Source organism: Georgenia sunbinii, assembly GCF_036421875.1.
In the GTDB taxonomy this organism is placed as follows: Bacteria; Actinomycetota; Actinomycetes; order Actinomycetales; family Actinomycetaceae; genus Georgenia_B; species Georgenia_B sunbinii.
Genome location: NZ_JAZGOL010000001.1, coordinates 737800 through 751211, shown reverse-complemented (window position 1 = coordinate 751211; position 13412 = coordinate 737800). Strand labels below are relative to the sequence as shown.

General features: G+C 72.0%; 13 protein-coding genes. 6 read left to right on the top strand and 7 right to left on the bottom strand.

The window, feature by feature from the left end:
- Nucleotides 1-29: 29 nt before the first annotated feature.
- Nucleotides 30-833, bottom strand: coding sequence for a hypothetical protein (locus V2J52_RS03620; RefSeq protein ID WP_331226286.1), 804 nt, complete (start codon nt 831-833; stop codon nt 30-32).
- Between the two features lie 48 nt (nt 834-881).
- The gene (locus V2J52_RS03615; RefSeq protein ID WP_331226285.1) at nt 882-1439 is read right to left on the bottom strand and encodes an HXXEE domain-containing protein; all 558 of its coding nucleotides are present in this window, start codon (nt 1437-1439) and stop codon (nt 882-884) included.
- Nucleotides 1440-1505: 66 nt separating this feature from the next.
- Between V2J52_RS03615 and V2J52_RS03610 the strand changes: the two genes are divergently transcribed.
- The 6 genes from V2J52_RS03610 to dusB all read left to right on the top strand — a co-directional run bounded on the left by V2J52_RS03610 (nt 1506) and on the right by dusB (nt 6861).
- A complete protein-coding gene (locus tag V2J52_RS03610) occupies nt 1506-2114 on the top strand; it encodes a TetR/AcrR family transcriptional regulator (protein ID WP_331226284.1) in 609 nt (202 codons plus the stop codon).
- A 26-nt stretch (nt 2115-2140) separates the two neighbouring features.
- Nucleotides 2141-2515, top strand: coding sequence for a GNAT family N-acetyltransferase (locus V2J52_RS03605; protein WP_331226283.1), 375 nt, complete (start codon nt 2141-2143; stop codon nt 2513-2515).
- A complete protein-coding gene (locus V2J52_RS03600) occupies nt 2416-2760 on the top strand; it encodes a GNAT family N-acetyltransferase (protein WP_331226282.1) in 345 nt (114 codons plus the stop codon). Before V2J52_RS03605 ends, V2J52_RS03600 begins: the two co-directional genes overlap by 100 nt.
- Before the next feature lie 107 nt (nt 2761-2867).
- Nucleotides 2868-4256: a glycine--tRNA ligase gene (locus V2J52_RS03595; RefSeq protein ID WP_331226493.1), complete on the top strand. Its 1389-nt coding sequence runs from the start codon at nt 2868-2870 to the stop codon at nt 4254-4256.
- An 11-nt stretch (nt 4257-4267) separates the two neighbouring features.
- On the top strand, nt 4268-5467 hold the full coding sequence (locus V2J52_RS03590; protein ID WP_331226281.1) for a YibE/F family protein: 1200 nt from the start codon (nt 4268-4270) through the stop codon (nt 5465-5467).
- Nucleotides 5468-5646: 179 nt separating this feature from the next.
- Entirely contained in the window at nt 5647-6861 is a 1215-nt protein-coding gene (gene dusB, locus V2J52_RS03585) for a tRNA dihydrouridine synthase DusB (RefSeq protein WP_331226280.1), read from the top strand.
- A 42-nt stretch (nt 6862-6903) separates the two neighbouring features.
- On the opposite strand, the gene V2J52_RS03580 is transcribed toward dusB, so the two are convergent.
- From V2J52_RS03580 to V2J52_RS03560, 5 genes are all read right to left on the bottom strand, one after another.
- Entirely contained in the window at nt 6904-7731 is an 828-nt protein-coding gene (locus tag V2J52_RS03580; RefSeq protein WP_331226279.1) for an ABC transporter permease, read from the bottom strand.
- Entirely contained in the window at nt 7728-8723 is a 996-nt protein-coding gene (locus V2J52_RS03575; RefSeq protein ID WP_331226278.1) for an ATP-binding cassette domain-containing protein, read from the bottom strand. The genes V2J52_RS03580 and V2J52_RS03575 overlap by 4 nt, the downstream gene beginning before the upstream one ends.
- A gap of 212 nt (nt 8724-8935) precedes the next feature.
- Complete coding sequence (locus V2J52_RS03570) at nt 8936-10819, bottom strand: glycoside hydrolase family 13 protein (protein ID WP_434056370.1); 1884 nt, start codon at nt 10817-10819, stop codon at nt 8936-8938.
- A 144-nt stretch (nt 10820-10963) separates the two neighbouring features.
- Nucleotides 10964-11980: a LacI family DNA-binding transcriptional regulator gene (locus V2J52_RS03565; protein ID WP_331226277.1), complete on the bottom strand. Its 1017-nt coding sequence runs from the start codon at nt 11978-11980 to the stop codon at nt 10964-10966.
- 192 nt (nt 11981-12172) lie between these two features.
- The gene (locus V2J52_RS03560) at nt 12173-13351 is read right to left on the bottom strand and encodes an alpha-amylase family protein (protein WP_331226276.1); all 1179 of its coding nucleotides are present in this window, start codon (nt 13349-13351) and stop codon (nt 12173-12175) included.
- Between the last annotated feature and the right edge of the window lie 61 nt (nt 13352-13412).

Sequence of the window (13412 nt, the reverse complement as noted above, 5' to 3'; positions counted from 1 at the left end):
TGTTGTCAACTGGCTTGGGTGGCCAGCGCCTATGTCGTTCGCCACATCCGCCGTGCCTGGCGCACCCCCGTGGTGCTGTCCCAGGTCGCGAGGACGACGACGGCGGCCGCGAGGAGGCCCGTGGGCACCGTCCAGTCGGTGTTCCCGTCGAGGATGCCCGCCAGCTGCTGGGGCAGGTCGCTCACGAGAAGGTCGCCGGGCAGCAGCAGCCACAGGATCGCCGTCGTCCCGGCGACGTTGACGAGGACGTTGGCCGCGGCGAGGGACGGTGTCCACCGTCCGACCCGCCAGACGGCCAGCGTTCGGACGACGTCGACGATGAGGAGGCCCACGAGGGTCGCCTGCCAGGCTGGTGCCAGCTCGGGGTTGAGCACCTGGATCTGCGCCCCGCCGACCGCGACGCCACCGAGCTGCCAGACGACGACGGCGATCAGCGCCAGGTGGCAGGCGACGGACGCGACGGTGCCCGGGAGCCCGATCGGTGCCGCCGGCGCCACGGAGGATGCCCGGTCGGTCGGTGCGACCACCGATGGGCGCCCCCGTCCGGCCGCCGGCCGTGAGCGGTCGACGACCGCGAACACGAGCGTGGTCCAGAACGCGAGCTGCACCCCGACCGTGAACAGGACGAGAGCGATGTCCAGCACGATGGTCCCGACGGGTTCGCCGGCCGGCTCGGACGCCCGGTCCACGAGCAGCAGGACGACCGTCAGGGGGAGTGCGACGGCGCCGAGGGCCTTGAGGAGCCGCACATACTCCGGGAAGAGCTCGGGACCGATGAGTGAGGGCGGTCGTTGCTGCCGGGCGAGGGGCGCCGGTGTCTTCGCGTCGGTCATCGGACTGCCTTCCGTGGGATGTCTGTGGTGCGTGGCCGGCCGGCCGGCTCAGGTGATCGCTACGAGGGCAGCCGCGAGCGCGAGCGAGCCGACCATGATCGCCAGTGCGGCGATCGCCGTCGTCACCACCGCCGAGACCGTCCAGGGCACCGGTGGCAGCGCCCGCACGATGGCCAGCCCGAGCGGGAGCAGGACGAGGGTTCCGCTGATCGCACCGGGCATCAGGCTCCACGACGCCACGCTCACCACGAGATGGCTGGCAGCGTTGATCATCAGCGCGTAGGCGACGCAGACCAGTACCTCGGCGCTCCAGTCCGCCCGGGCCGTGACCGCGACGACCGCGGTCACGAGCGCGGCCACCGTGATGATGATGAGCGCCACGGCGTACTGGGCCTGGTCCCCGTGGAGGGAGCGGCCCGGCAGCCAGGGGTGGTCGGCGATCCAGCCGGTCATGTCGAGCAGCCACTCCTCGGTGTTGTGGAGCGCCAGCGCACCCACCGCCGCCGACCACAGTGCCGCGAGGCGGCGCTGGTGGGGCCTGGTGGGCGTGGTGGGTCGGGTGGCTGTGGTGCGCGGGCTGGTCTCGGGCACGGTGACGGGCTCCATCGGTCGCTCCCTTGCAGTTGTATGGGCGTCTCGTACGACTGTAAGGTAGGTGCTGTGGAGCGCGCAATGGGAAATGGTCGACGCCGGGTGGTCGAGGCGCTGTGGCGCACGGTGGCCCGCGACGGCATGGCCGGGGTCAGTGTCCGGGCGGTGGCCGCCGAGGCGGGGCTGAGCGGCGGGACCGTCCAGCACCACTTCCCCACCCGCGCCGAGATGGTGCGGTACGCCATGGAGGAGATGGCCGGCCAGGTCGAGCAGCGCATCGCCGCCATGCCGCGCTCGGGGCCGCCGCACAAGTGGACACGGGCGATCCTGCTCGAGCTGCTCCCGCTGGATGCGGTGCGGCGCCGGGAGTTCAGCGTCTGGCTCGCGTTCTCCGTCCATGCCGAGACCGATCCCGACCTGGCCGAGCTCCGGGCGCGCACCTCGGCGCGACTTCGCGAGCTGTACCAGCGCATCGTCGGTGTGAGACGGCTCGCGGCCGGGGGCGAGGGGTCGGGCGCCGAACCTGCCGAGGACTATGAAGCAGCGATCCTCCACGCCGTCATCGACGGCATCGCCCTTCAGCTCGCGGACGTGAGTCCGGACGACGCGGCCGTGCTCGGCCCCGCACTCCTCGACCACTACCTCGCCCGTCCGGTCGACGCCGACGCCGACGCCGCGAGTCAGCGCTGATGCGGGTCAGCGCAGATACTGGCCCGATGGCCTACTCACCGTCCCTGCCACCGTGGCCGGTCACGGCGCCCGCGCACGGCGGCGTCGTGCTCCGTCGGGTGAGCGCGTCGGACGTGGCCATGGCTCAGGAGCTCTCGACGGATCCGTACGTGCCCACGGTCGCCTCGCTTCCGGCGAACGCCACCGGTGACCAGGCACTGGCATGGGTGCATCGGCAGGAGGGTCGGCATCGTGCGGGTGCCGGCTTCTCCTTCGCGATCGCCGACCTCGCAGCCGGCACGGCGATCGGTCACTGCGGGCTGTGGCTCTGGGAGCTGGCGGACGGTCGAGGTACTGCCGGCTACTCGGTGGCACCGTCGGCCCGTCGGCCCGCGGGCGCGGGGTCGCCGCCGACGCCTTGACGGCGCTGACCCGGTTCGGCTGGACGGTGCCGGGACTGTTCCGGATCTCGCTGTACATCGAGCCGTGGAACACCGCGTCCACACGGACCGCCGAGCGTGCCGGCTACGTCCGTGAAGGACTGCTGCGCAGCCACCAGACGATTGACGGGCAGCGCCGGGACGTGTTGCTGTACGCGGCGGTCCGCAGCGAGCCCGGCGACGCGGTGGGCCGGACGTGGCAGTTCGGCCGCCCGGCGGTACCGTAGGCCGTTGCCCGTCCGGAACCACCGGCACGGTGCAGCCCGGACCGGACCGGTCCCGGGAGTCGTCCGCACCAGCCAGGTGCGGATCTGTCAAGACTGGAGTGATGTTCATGGCCGCTGCGCCTACTCGCCTGGACTCTGTCATCAACCTCGCCAAGCGGCGCGGTTTCGTGTTCCCCGCCGGGGAGATCTACGGCGGTACCCGCTCCGCCTGGGACTACGGTCCGCTGGGTGTCGAGCTCAAGGAGAACATCAAGCGCCAGTGGTGGCGCCACATGGTGACCTCCCGCGACGACGTCGTCGGACTGGACTCCTCGATCGTGCTGCCCCGCCAGGTATGGGTCGCCTCCGGGCACGTCGGGGTGTTCTCCGACCCGCTGACGGAGTGCCTCTCCTGCCACAAGCGCTACCGCGCCGACCAGATGATGGAGGAGTTCGAGGAGAAGAAGGGCCGCGCCCCAGAAGGTGGTCTGGCGGAGATCCCCTGCCCCTCGTGCGGCACCCGCGGCGAGTGGACCGAGCCGCGTGACTTCAACATGATGCTCAAGACCTACCTCGGTCCCGTCGAGGACGAGTCCGGTATGGCCTACCTGCGCCCGGAGACCGCGCAGGGCATCTTCGTCAACTTCGCCAACGTCATGAGCTCGGCACGCAAGAAGCCGCCGTTCGGCATCGGCCAGGTCGGCAAGTCCTTCCGCAACGAGATCACCCCGGGCAACTTCATCTTCCGCACCCGGGAGTTCGAGCAGATGGAGATGGAGTTCTTCGTCGAGCCCGGCACCGATGAGGAGTGGCACCAGTACTGGATCGACCAGCGAACCGCCTGGTACACCGACCTCGGCATCGCCCGGGACAACCTGCGGCACTACGAGCACCCGGCTGAGAAGCGCTCGCACTACTCCACCCGCACGGTGGACATCGAGTACCGCTTCCAGTTCGCCGGCAGCGAGTGGGGCGAGCTCGAGGGCATCGCCAACCGCACCGACTTCGACCTCAAGGCGCACAGCGAGCACTCCGGCCAGGACCTGTCCTACTTCGACCAGGCCAAGAACGAGCGCTGGGTGCCCTACGTCATCGAGCCGTCGGCGGGGCTGACGCGTTCGCTGATGGCGTTCCTCGTCGAGGCCTACACCGAGGACGAGGCCCCCAACACCAAGGGCGGGGTGGACAAGCGCACCGTGCTCAAGCTCGACCCGCGACTCGCGCCGGTCAAGGCAGCGGTGCTGCCACTGTCGCGCAACGAGAAGCTCTCCCCGGTGGCCCGTGACCTCGCCGCGGAGCTGCGCAAGAACTGGAACGTCGACTTCGACGACGCCGGTGCGGTCGGCCGTCGCTACCGTCGCCAGGACGAGATCGGCACGCCGTACTGCATCACGGTCGACTTCGACACCCTCGACGACCAGGCCGTCACGGTGCGCGACCGCGACACCATGAACCAGGAGCGGATCGGTCTCACCCAGGTGAGCGGCTACCTGGCGCAGCGGCTCCTGGGCGCCTGAGCACCGAGGGCATGGCGCACACTCACGTCGACGGCGGCGCCGAGCTTCGCCCGGCAGAGGCACGACGAGCGCGGATCATCCTCACCGCGATTGTCGTGCCTCTGCTGCTGGCGACCCTCGCCGGCCTCGTCGCGCTGTGGCCGCGGGGCGAGAGCCCCGTGGGCTCGCTGCCGCTGATCGGCGAGGGCATGAGCATCGAGTCCGCCCGGATCGTCGAGATCACCGACGTCACCGGGGAGGAGGTCCGCGCCGAGCTGCTCACCGGCACCGGCGAAGGGCAGGTCGTCCCGATCCACGTGCCGCCGGAGATCCTGGCGAACGGCGCGAGCGTGGGCGACACCGTGCGCCTGCTGTTCACCCCGCAGGCGTTGGCGTCCGGAAGCCCCTACGTGTTCTGGGACTTCCAGCGCACCGTGCCGATCGCCTGGCTCGCGGTGCTGTACGTCGTCGTCGTACTCCTCGTCGCCCGCTGGCGCGGGCTGGGGGCCATCGCGGGGCTGGGGGCCTCGCTCGCCGTCGTCGTGACCTTCATGCTCCCCGCGCTCATGCTCGGCGCACCGCCCCTCGCGGTGGCGCTGGTGGGGTCGAGCGCGATGATGTTCTTCGCGGTCTACCTCGCGCACGGCATCTCGATCCGCACGACGACGGCGCTGCTCGGCACCTTCGCCGGGCTGGCCGTGACGACCGGCCTGGCCACGTGGGGGACGCGGGCGGCGAACCTCACCGGGACGACGTCGGACACCGCGCTGCTGCTGGGCGGCACCTTCCCTGGGCTGCGGCTGCAGGACCTGCTGCTGTGCGGGATCGTCATCGCCGGGCTCGGCGCGCTCAACGACGTGACGATCACCCAGGCGTCGGCGGTGTGGGAGCTGCACGCGGCGGACCACGCGATGCCGCGCCGTCGGCTGTGGCTGCGGGGGATGCGGATCGGGCGCGACCACATCGCCTCGACCGTCTACACCCTCACCTTCGCCTACGTGGGGACCGCGCTGCCCCTGCTCCTCATGGCCGCCGCGATGGACCGCGCGTTCATCGACACGCTGATGTCCGGCGAGATCGCCGAGGAGATCGTGCGCACCCTGGTCTCCTCCATCGGGCTGGTGACGGCGATCCCGGTGACCACCGCGATCGCCGCCGCGCTCGTGCGCACCTCCGCCGGCCGCGCCGAGCTGCCCGAGGGCCGCCACCGGGATCCGGCCCCGGCCGCCTGACGCTCTGACTCGCTCGACTCGTACATCTCGATCAGTGCTCGCCCATCCGGTCAGGGGGTATCTGAGCGGAAGGGGCGAGCCGGGCGGAGGGCCGGGGCGGGGCCACAGCCCAGTGCTGTGGCGCACACCTCCGTCGCAGCGGGTCGACCGGCGGCGACCCGCCGGGGGACAATGACCTCATGGACGAGTTGCGGATCGGCCCGGTCACGGTGGGCAGCCCGGTGGTGCTGGCACCGATGGCGGGCGTCACCAACCCGCCGTTCCGCAAGCTCTGCCGCGAGGCCGGCCTGGATGCGCTCGACGACGACGCCCGCGCCACCGCACGGCCCGGGCGCCATGCGCCGGCCGGCCTGTACGTCACCGAGATGGTCACCTCCCGGGCGCTGGTCGAGCGTGCCCCGGAGACGATGCGGATGGTGACCGCTGACCCCGACGAGCCGGTCCGCAGCGTCCAGCTCTACGGCGTCGACCCGGCCACGATCGCCGCCGCCGTCCGCATCCTCGTCGCCGAGGACCGCGCCGACCACATCGACCTCAACTTTGGCTGCCCCGTCCCCAAGGTCACCCGCAAGGGCGGCGGTGCGGCGCTGCCGTGGAAGCGGGACCTGTTCGACGCGATCGTCACCGGCGCGGTCGATGCCGCGAGGGAGGCCTCCCGGCACCGCGACCACGAGGTGCCGGTGACGGTGAAGATGCGGATGGGCATCGACGACGACCACCTCACCTACCTCGACGCCGGTCGCACCGCCGAGCGGGCCGGCATCGCCGCCGTCGCGCTGCACGCCCGCACCGCCTCGCAGCACTACTCGGGCAGCGCGCGCTGGGAGTCGATCGCCCGGCTCAAGGACGCCGTGACGACGATCCCGGTGCTGGGCAACGGCGACATCTGGTCGGCCGAGGACGCACTGGCGATGGTCGAGGAGACCGGCTGCGACGGCGTCGTCGTCGGACGCGGCTGCCAGGGACGGCCGTGGCTGTTCACCGACCTCGTCTCCGGGTTTGCCGGCTCCGAGCTGCGGGTGCGCCCCGGGCTGACCGACGTCGCCGCTGCTGTCCGCCGGCACGCCGAGCTGATGATCGAGCACTTCGAGAACGAGACCAAGGCGCTGCGCGAGCTGCGCAAGCACATGGCCTGGTACCTCAAGGGCTACGTCGTCGGCGGTGAGGCACGCGCCGCGCTCGGCCTGGTGAGCTCGCTGGCCGAGCTGGACGAGCGGCTCGGCGCCCTCGACCTGGCCCAGCCCTACCCCGGGCCGGGAGCCGAGGGGCCCCGCGGCCGGGCCGGCACCCCGAAGACCCCCCGGCTGCCCGACGCCTGGCTGGAGACCCAGGATATCGATGACCGCCTGCGCGAGCTGCTCACGCAGGCCGAGCTGTCGATCTCCGGAGGCTGACCCGGGCGCCCGGGGCCGCCCGGGCCCCGGGTTCCGCCCCGCTCAGTTGCGGGTGCGGTAGACGCGCATGGTGATCGGCGCGAAGACCGCGGTGAGCGCCGCGGCGGCAATGAGCACCCAGGCGACGTCGGAGAAGGTCGCGGTGCCACCCATGAGCCCGCGCACCGCGGTGACCAGGTGGGAGACCGGGTTGATCTCCACCCAGGCCTGCAGCCCGGAGGGCATCGTCGAGGGGTCGACGAAGATGTTCGACGCGAAGGTCAGCGGCATGAGGATGAGCATCGAGACGCCCATGACCGCGTTCGGGCTGCGCATCAGCAGGCCGAGGATGGTGAAGATCCAGCTGAGCGCGAACGCGAACACCAGCAGCAGCGCCACCGCGAGGACGACGCCGACGACGCCGCCGGCCGGCCGGAAGCCCAGCACCAGGCCGAGCGCCAGCGCCACGCAGCAGGCGATGGTGTAGCGCACGGTGTCACCGAGCAGTGCGCCGACGATCGGCGCGGGCCGCCAGATGGGCAGCGCCCGGAACCGGTCGAAGACGCCCTTGGTGATGTCGGTGTTGAGCGTGAAGCCGGTGTAGACGGTGACGATCAGCACCGTCTGCACGATGATCCCGGGCAGCAGGAACTGCAGGTAGCTGCGGGTGTCGCCGGCCAGCGCGCCGCCGAACAGGTAGGTGAACATCAGGGTGAAGATGATGGGCGAGAGCGTCACGTCGAACAGCTGCTCGGGGACGTGCTTGATCTTCAGCAGCGCACGGTGGGCGAAGGTGAGCGTGGCGGCGACGGCCGAGACCCGCGACGGGCGGTCGGGGACGGCGATGGCATCGCGCAGGGCGGTGTTGGCGCCGATGTCGAGAGTTCTCATCGGGCGGCCTCCTCGATCGGTTCGGTGGTGCTGGCGTCGTCGCTCTCGGGCGGGTTGCCCGTGAGGGCGAGGAAGACCTCGTCGAGGCTGGGCTGGCCGAGGCTGAACTCCGGGACGTCGATCCCGGCGGCGTGCAGCGCGGTGAGCGCCCGGGCCGGGGCGTCCGCGGCGTGCTCGGGCACCCGGGCGGTGAGCCCCATGGCGTCCGACAGCGTGGTCACCTCGGGGCCGAGGGTGTCGCGCAGGATCGTCGCTGCTGCGTCCCGCTGGCCGGGCTCGGCCACCCGCAGGGTGACGGTGCCGGTCCCGACGGAGGCCTTGAGCTGCGGCGCCGTGCCCTCGGCGATGATCTGGCCGTGGTCGATGACCGCGATGCGGTCGGCGAGCTGGTCGGCCTCGTCGAGGTACTGGGTGGTCAGCAGCACGGTCGTGCCCTGGGAGACGAGCAGCCGGACGATGTCCCACACCTGGTTGCGGCTGCGCGGGTCGAGGCCGGTGGTCGGCTCGTCGAGGAACAGCACCCGGGGACTCATCACCAGCGAAGCGGCAAGGTCCGCCCGGCGGCGCATGCCGCCGGAGTAGGTCTTCACCTGCTTGCCGGCGGCGTCGCTGAGGTCGAAGGCGGCGAGCAGGTCGGCGGCGCGGCGCCGGGCGCGCGCCGGCGAGAAGCCGTAGAGACGGGCGAGGATGACGAGGTTCTCGGCGCCGGTGAGGTCCTCGTCCACCGACGCGTACTGGCCGGTGAGGCCGACGTTGGTGCGGACGGCGTCGGCGTCGGTGAGGATGTCGTGGCCGAGCACCCGGGCGGTGCCGCCGTCGGGTCGCAGCAGTGTGGCGAGCATCCGGACGACGGTCGTCTTACCGGCGCCGTTGGGGCCGAGCAGTCCGAAGACGGTGCCGGCGGGGACCGCGAGGTCGACGCCGTCGACGGCGGTGGTCTCGCCGAATCGTTTGACGAGCCCCTCGGCGTGGATGGCGGGGTCTGTCGACATGTCTGGCTCCCTAGGTGGTGCGGACTGGTCGTGAGGTTGGCCGCGCGGGACGGTCCGTCAGGTATGGACCGTCGCCGGGCTCGCGACTCATCGGCCTGCGGGCGGCGGGCTCGGCGGCCGGCCGATGCCCGTGGGGGCGGCACGAAAGTACTCTCCGCCGAGGTCGTGGCACCAGGGAATTTTCCGACGGCGCAGCTGCTGCGCCGGGCGGGTCAGTGCGAGGCGCGAGCCCACACGGCGGTGTCTGGCGGCAGCAGGAGGTGGCTGCCGCCGGGTCGTGGCAGCACCACTGGCACGCTGGTGAGCAGCACCTGCGACCGTGTCACCGGCACGGTGACCGGCTCCGGGCCGAGGTTCGCGAGAACGATGACGTCGGGTCGTCGTGCGGTGCCGTTGGACGACGGCGCGGCCGCATTGCGCAGCCCGATGACGTGCGGGTTGTCGGCCAGCTGCGGCAGCAGCGCGAGGCCGCCGTGCCCCAGCTGCAGCTCACGCCTAAGCCGCAGCGCCTCGCGGTAGAGCTCGAGGGTCGAGTCGTCCTGGCCGCGCTGGACGTCGGCGGCGAGCGAGGCCCAGGACGCCGGTTGCGGCAGCCACGTGCGGCCGGTGGGGGAGAAGCCCAGCGCGGGCTTGCCGGCCTCCCAGGGGAGTGGGACGCGGCAGCCGTCGCGGCCCTTCTCGGCATGGCCGGTGCGCCACCAGGCGGGGTCCTGCCGGAGGGAGTCGTCCAGCGTGGTGTGCTCGGGCAGCCCGAGCTCCTCACCCTGGTACAGGTAGGCGCTGCCGGGCAGGCCGAGCATGAGGAGCGTGGCTGCGCGGGCGCGGCGCAGGCCGAGCTCGGCGTCGGGCTGCGGGTCCTCGGCGCCGATCCCGTTGGGTCCCTTGCCCGTGGCGGCGAGACCGAGTCGCGAGGCGTGGCGCACGACGTCGTGGTTGGACAGCACCCAGGTGGTGGGGGCGCGCACGGCGTCGTTGGCGGCGAAGGAGCGCCGAATGATGGCCCGCAGCGCAGGGGCGTCCCACGTGGTCACGAGGTACTCGAAGTTGAAGGCCTGGTGCATCTCGTCGGGGCGCACGTAGCGCGCGAGCCGGTCGGCCGGCTCCACCCAGGCCTCGGCGACGAGGACGCGGTCGCCGTCGTACTCCTCGAGGACGCTGCGCCACTCGCGGTAGATCTCGTGGACGCCGTCCTGGTCGAACATCGGGTTGCGGCCGTCGCCAGCATCGTCGGTGTCGAGCGCGGGCAGCGGCTCGGTGGGGTCGGTCGGCACGTCGTCGACGGTGGAGTCACCCTCGACCATCCGCACCTGCCCGGACCAGTCGGGCAGCCCGGCGGCCTTGACCAAGCCGTGGGCGACGTCCACCCGGAAGCCGTCGACGCCGCGATCCAGCCAGAACCGCAGCACGCTGCGGAACTCTTCCCGGACCGCCCGGGAGTTCCAGTTGAGGTCGGGCTGGCTGGCGTCGAACAGGTGCAGGTACCACTGGCCGTCGTGCTCCCAGGCCCGGCCGCCGGCGTCGTCACGGGAGCGCACCCGCGTCCACGCCGGCCCGCCGAAGACCGACTGCCAGTTGTTCGGCGGCTCCTCGCCGTACTCGCCGTTGCCCTCCCGGAAGATGTACCGGGCGCGCGCCGCCGCACCCGGCCCGCCGTCGAGCGCCAGCCGGAACCAGGCGTGCTGGTCCGAGGTGTGGTTGGGGACGAGGTCGACGATGACGCGCAGCCCCAGCTCGTGGGCACGGGCGATGAGGGCGTCGGCGTCCTCGAGCACGCCGAACAGCGGATCGACCTCGCGGTAGTCGGCGACGTCGTACCCGGCGTCCTTCTGCGGTGAGCGGTAGAACGGCGAGAGCCACACCGCGTCGACGCCGAGCTCGACCAGGTGGGGCAGCCGGGCGGTGATGCCGGGCAGGTCCCCGATGCCGTCGCCGTCGGAGTCCGCGAAGGAGCGCGGGTACACCTGGTAGATGACGGCGTCGCGCCACCAGCTCGTCTGCGACCCCGCCTCGTGCAGCTCGAACCGTGCGCGGGGAACAACGTCGTGACGGTCGCTGGCAGTGGTCTCGGCAGACGGGTTGGGAGTCACGGCAGTCAGTCTCTCGGATGGGCGGGCTGGGTCTGCACGCTACGTGCTCGAAGCAGCGTGACCGAATCGTGACAGTCTCACCGGTTCGGGCGCTGCCGTCCAGTGCTGCTCGGCAGGACGGCGCGAGCCGGCCGAGCTGGTGGCGGGCACGGCTCAGCCGCGCCCCGGAGCCGCCGCGGTCGAGTCGCGGACGATGAGCTCGGTGCCGAACAGCAGCTCACGCGCCGGCACCGACTCGCCGTGGACCGCTGCGACGAGAGACGTGACAGCGGCGCGGCTCATCGCGTCGACCGGCTGGCGCAGCGTCGTCAGCGGCGGCTCGGTGAAGGCGATGAGCGGTGAGTCGTCGAAGCCGATGACGGACAGGTCGCGGGGCACCACCATCCCCAGCGAGCGGGCGGCTCGCATCGCGCCGAGCGCCATGAGGTCCGAGCCGCAGATGATCGCGGTGCACCCCTGGTCGATGAGCACCGTCGCCGCACTCTGCCCGCCCTCCGCGGTGAAGAGCGTCGAGACGACGTGGCCGACGCCGTCGGGCAGGTGGGCGGCGACGGCGGCCTCGAAGCCGCTGTGCTTGCGTGCGACCGGGACGAACCGCTCAGGGCCGAGCGCCAGGCCGAGGGTCCGGTGGCCCTGCGAGACGAGGTGGCGCACCGCGAGATCCATGCTGCCGACGTCGTCGGTGGAGAACGCCGGTGCCTCGACGGCACCGGTGTACCCGTTGATGAGCACGAACGGCACCTGGCTGCTCTGCAGCCGCTTGTACCGGGTGACGTCGGCGCGCGTGTCGGCGTGCATGCCGGACACGAAGACGATGCCGTCGACGTCGTGGTCGAGGAGCAGCTCGATGTACTGGTCCTCGGTGGTGCCTCCGGGCGACTGGGTGCAGAGCAACGGGGTGTACCCGAGGGTGGCGAGCACCGACTCGATCGACTGCGCGAACGCCGGGAACACCGGGTTGGTCAGCTCGGGGACGATGAGCCCGATGAGCCCGGCCGAGCGGGAGCGCAGCCGCTCGGGTCGCTCGTAGCCGAGCTGGTCGAGCGCGGCGAGGACGGCCGCGCGGGTATCGGCTGCCACCTCGGGCTTGCCGTTGAGGACGCGTGAGACCGTGGCGGTGCTGACGCCGGCCGCGTCGGCGACGTCCGCCAGTCTGGTGCGTCCGTGCATCGCCGACTCCATCTTCGCTCGGTGGTGCTCCGCCCCAGGCAGGGAGCCGTAATCGTTACATAAACTTACAGCCCGCCGCTTAGGTCGCTCTTATGGTCGTGGCTGACCTGTGCAGATGGTCGATCTCAGCCCCAGAAGATCTATCTCAGCGGCGGGGCGGCGGGCCGGCGGCGCTTGGGCCAGGAGGGGTGGTCAGCGGCGGGCGCGGGGGTCGCGCAGTGGGGGCGCCGGCTCGAGCCACTGCCAGGAGGTCTCGCCGGCGGGCAGCATGGGCACGCCACCGGACCTGGACCGCAGCGGAGCAGAGCTGAGCAGCACCCGCCGGCCGGGCACCAGCGGCACCTCCTCGGCGCCGAGGTTGGAGACCACGAGCACCTCACCGCTGAGGAACGCGACCACCGACGGTGCCACCGGTCCTGCCATCTCCTCGACCCAGGCGAGCGGAGCGGTTCCGAGGCGGTGGTCGGCCCGCAGCCGCAGCGCAGCCCGGATCAGCTTGAGTGTCGAGCCGGCCGTGGCGGGCTGCGCGCGGCCGGCGGCTGCGACCGCCTCGAGCCTCGGTGGGTCGGGCTCGGGCGACGTCTTGGCCGGCAAGTCGATCGTGATGCCCTCTCGCAGGTACACCGCCCCGGGCAGCGCGAGCGCCACCAGTGCGCGCGACCGCACCGCCTGCGCTGAGCCGGCCTCGACGACGTCTGGCACCAGCCAGGCGCCGGGGGTGCCCAACGCGTCGCGGACCCGGTAGCTCGCGGTGATCGACTCGGTGATCAGTGCGGCGTCGTCGAGGTGGACGAGCTCGGTGCCCACCAGGTGGTGGAGCCAGTCCTCGTGGAGCATCTCGCCGGCGCGGCCGTGGGCGTCCGCGGTCAGCCGGGTCGACAGGATGGGGTCGTTGCTGCGCGCGTGCTCGGCGAGCAGGGCGTGGAGCTCGCGGTACCTGGCGTGGGACACCGGTGACTCCGCCGAGACCGGGCCGAGGTCCAGCCCGTCGGCGCCGCGGGCCAGCCAGTACCTCGCGGCGGCCTCGTCGCGCGGGTCCATCGGGTCGATCCGCATCGTCACCCGCAGACCGGTGCGATGGGCCCGGGTAAGCAGTTCGTGGACCGCGTCGATGACATCCGCGCCGGCCTCGGTCGGCAACGGTGGCGCGCCGATGCGCACGGCCTGCACCCCGAGGCGCGACGCCGTGCGCAGGCTCTCCAGCTTGCCGGTGGCCGACTCGAGGGTGGCGTGCTGGTCCAGCAGCGGCGGGGCGTTGACGTAGACGACCGCGGAGTGCCACCACTCCGTGGCGCGCTGCGCGGGGCGATGAACGAGCCGGGTGGTGACCGTCCCCACCGGCAGCGCGGTCGGTGACATCGATTCCGTCATCTCCTCATTGTGACCCACGACTCTCCGTCGCCGCCCATCACGCACCGGGCGCGGCGGTCGG

What these genes read in the sequence shown, in the direction of transcription:
- V2J52_RS03575 (WP_331226278.1), bottom strand. Translation starts at nt 8,723, where the DNA reads ATGTCGACAGACCCCGCCATCCACGCCGAGGGGCTCGTCAAACGATTC.
- V2J52_RS03560 (WP_331226276.1), bottom strand. Translation starts at nt 13,351, where the DNA reads ATGACGGAATCGATGTCACCGACCGCGCTGCCGGTGGGGACGGTCACC.
- V2J52_RS03605 (WP_331226283.1), top strand. Translation starts at nt 2,141, where the DNA reads ATGGCCTACTCACCGTCCCTGCCACCGTGGCCGGTCACGGCGCCCGCG.
- V2J52_RS03615 (WP_331226285.1), bottom strand. Translation starts at nt 1,439, where the DNA reads ATGGAGCCCGTCACCGTGCCCGAGACCAGCCCGCGCACCACAGCCACC.
- V2J52_RS03620 (WP_331226286.1), bottom strand. Translation starts at nt 833, where the DNA reads ATGACCGACGCGAAGACACCGGCGCCCCTCGCCCGGCAGCAACGACCG.
- V2J52_RS03580 (WP_331226279.1), bottom strand. Translation starts at nt 7,731, where the DNA reads ATGAGAACTCTCGACATCGGCGCCAACACCGCCCTGCGCGATGCCATC.
- V2J52_RS03610 (WP_331226284.1), top strand. Translation starts at nt 1,506, where the DNA reads ATGGGAAATGGTCGACGCCGGGTGGTCGAGGCGCTGTGGCGCACGGTG.
- V2J52_RS03595 (WP_331226493.1), top strand. Translation starts at nt 2,868, where the DNA reads ATGGCCGCTGCGCCTACTCGCCTGGACTCTGTCATCAACCTCGCCAAG.
- V2J52_RS03590 (WP_331226281.1), top strand. Translation starts at nt 4,268, where the DNA reads ATGGCGCACACTCACGTCGACGGCGGCGCCGAGCTTCGCCCGGCAGAG.
- V2J52_RS03565 (WP_331226277.1), bottom strand. Translation starts at nt 11,980, where the DNA reads ATGCACGGACGCACCAGACTGGCGGACGTCGCCGACGCGGCCGGCGTC.
- dusB (WP_331226280.1), top strand. Translation starts at nt 5,647, where the DNA reads ATGGACGAGTTGCGGATCGGCCCGGTCACGGTGGGCAGCCCGGTGGTG.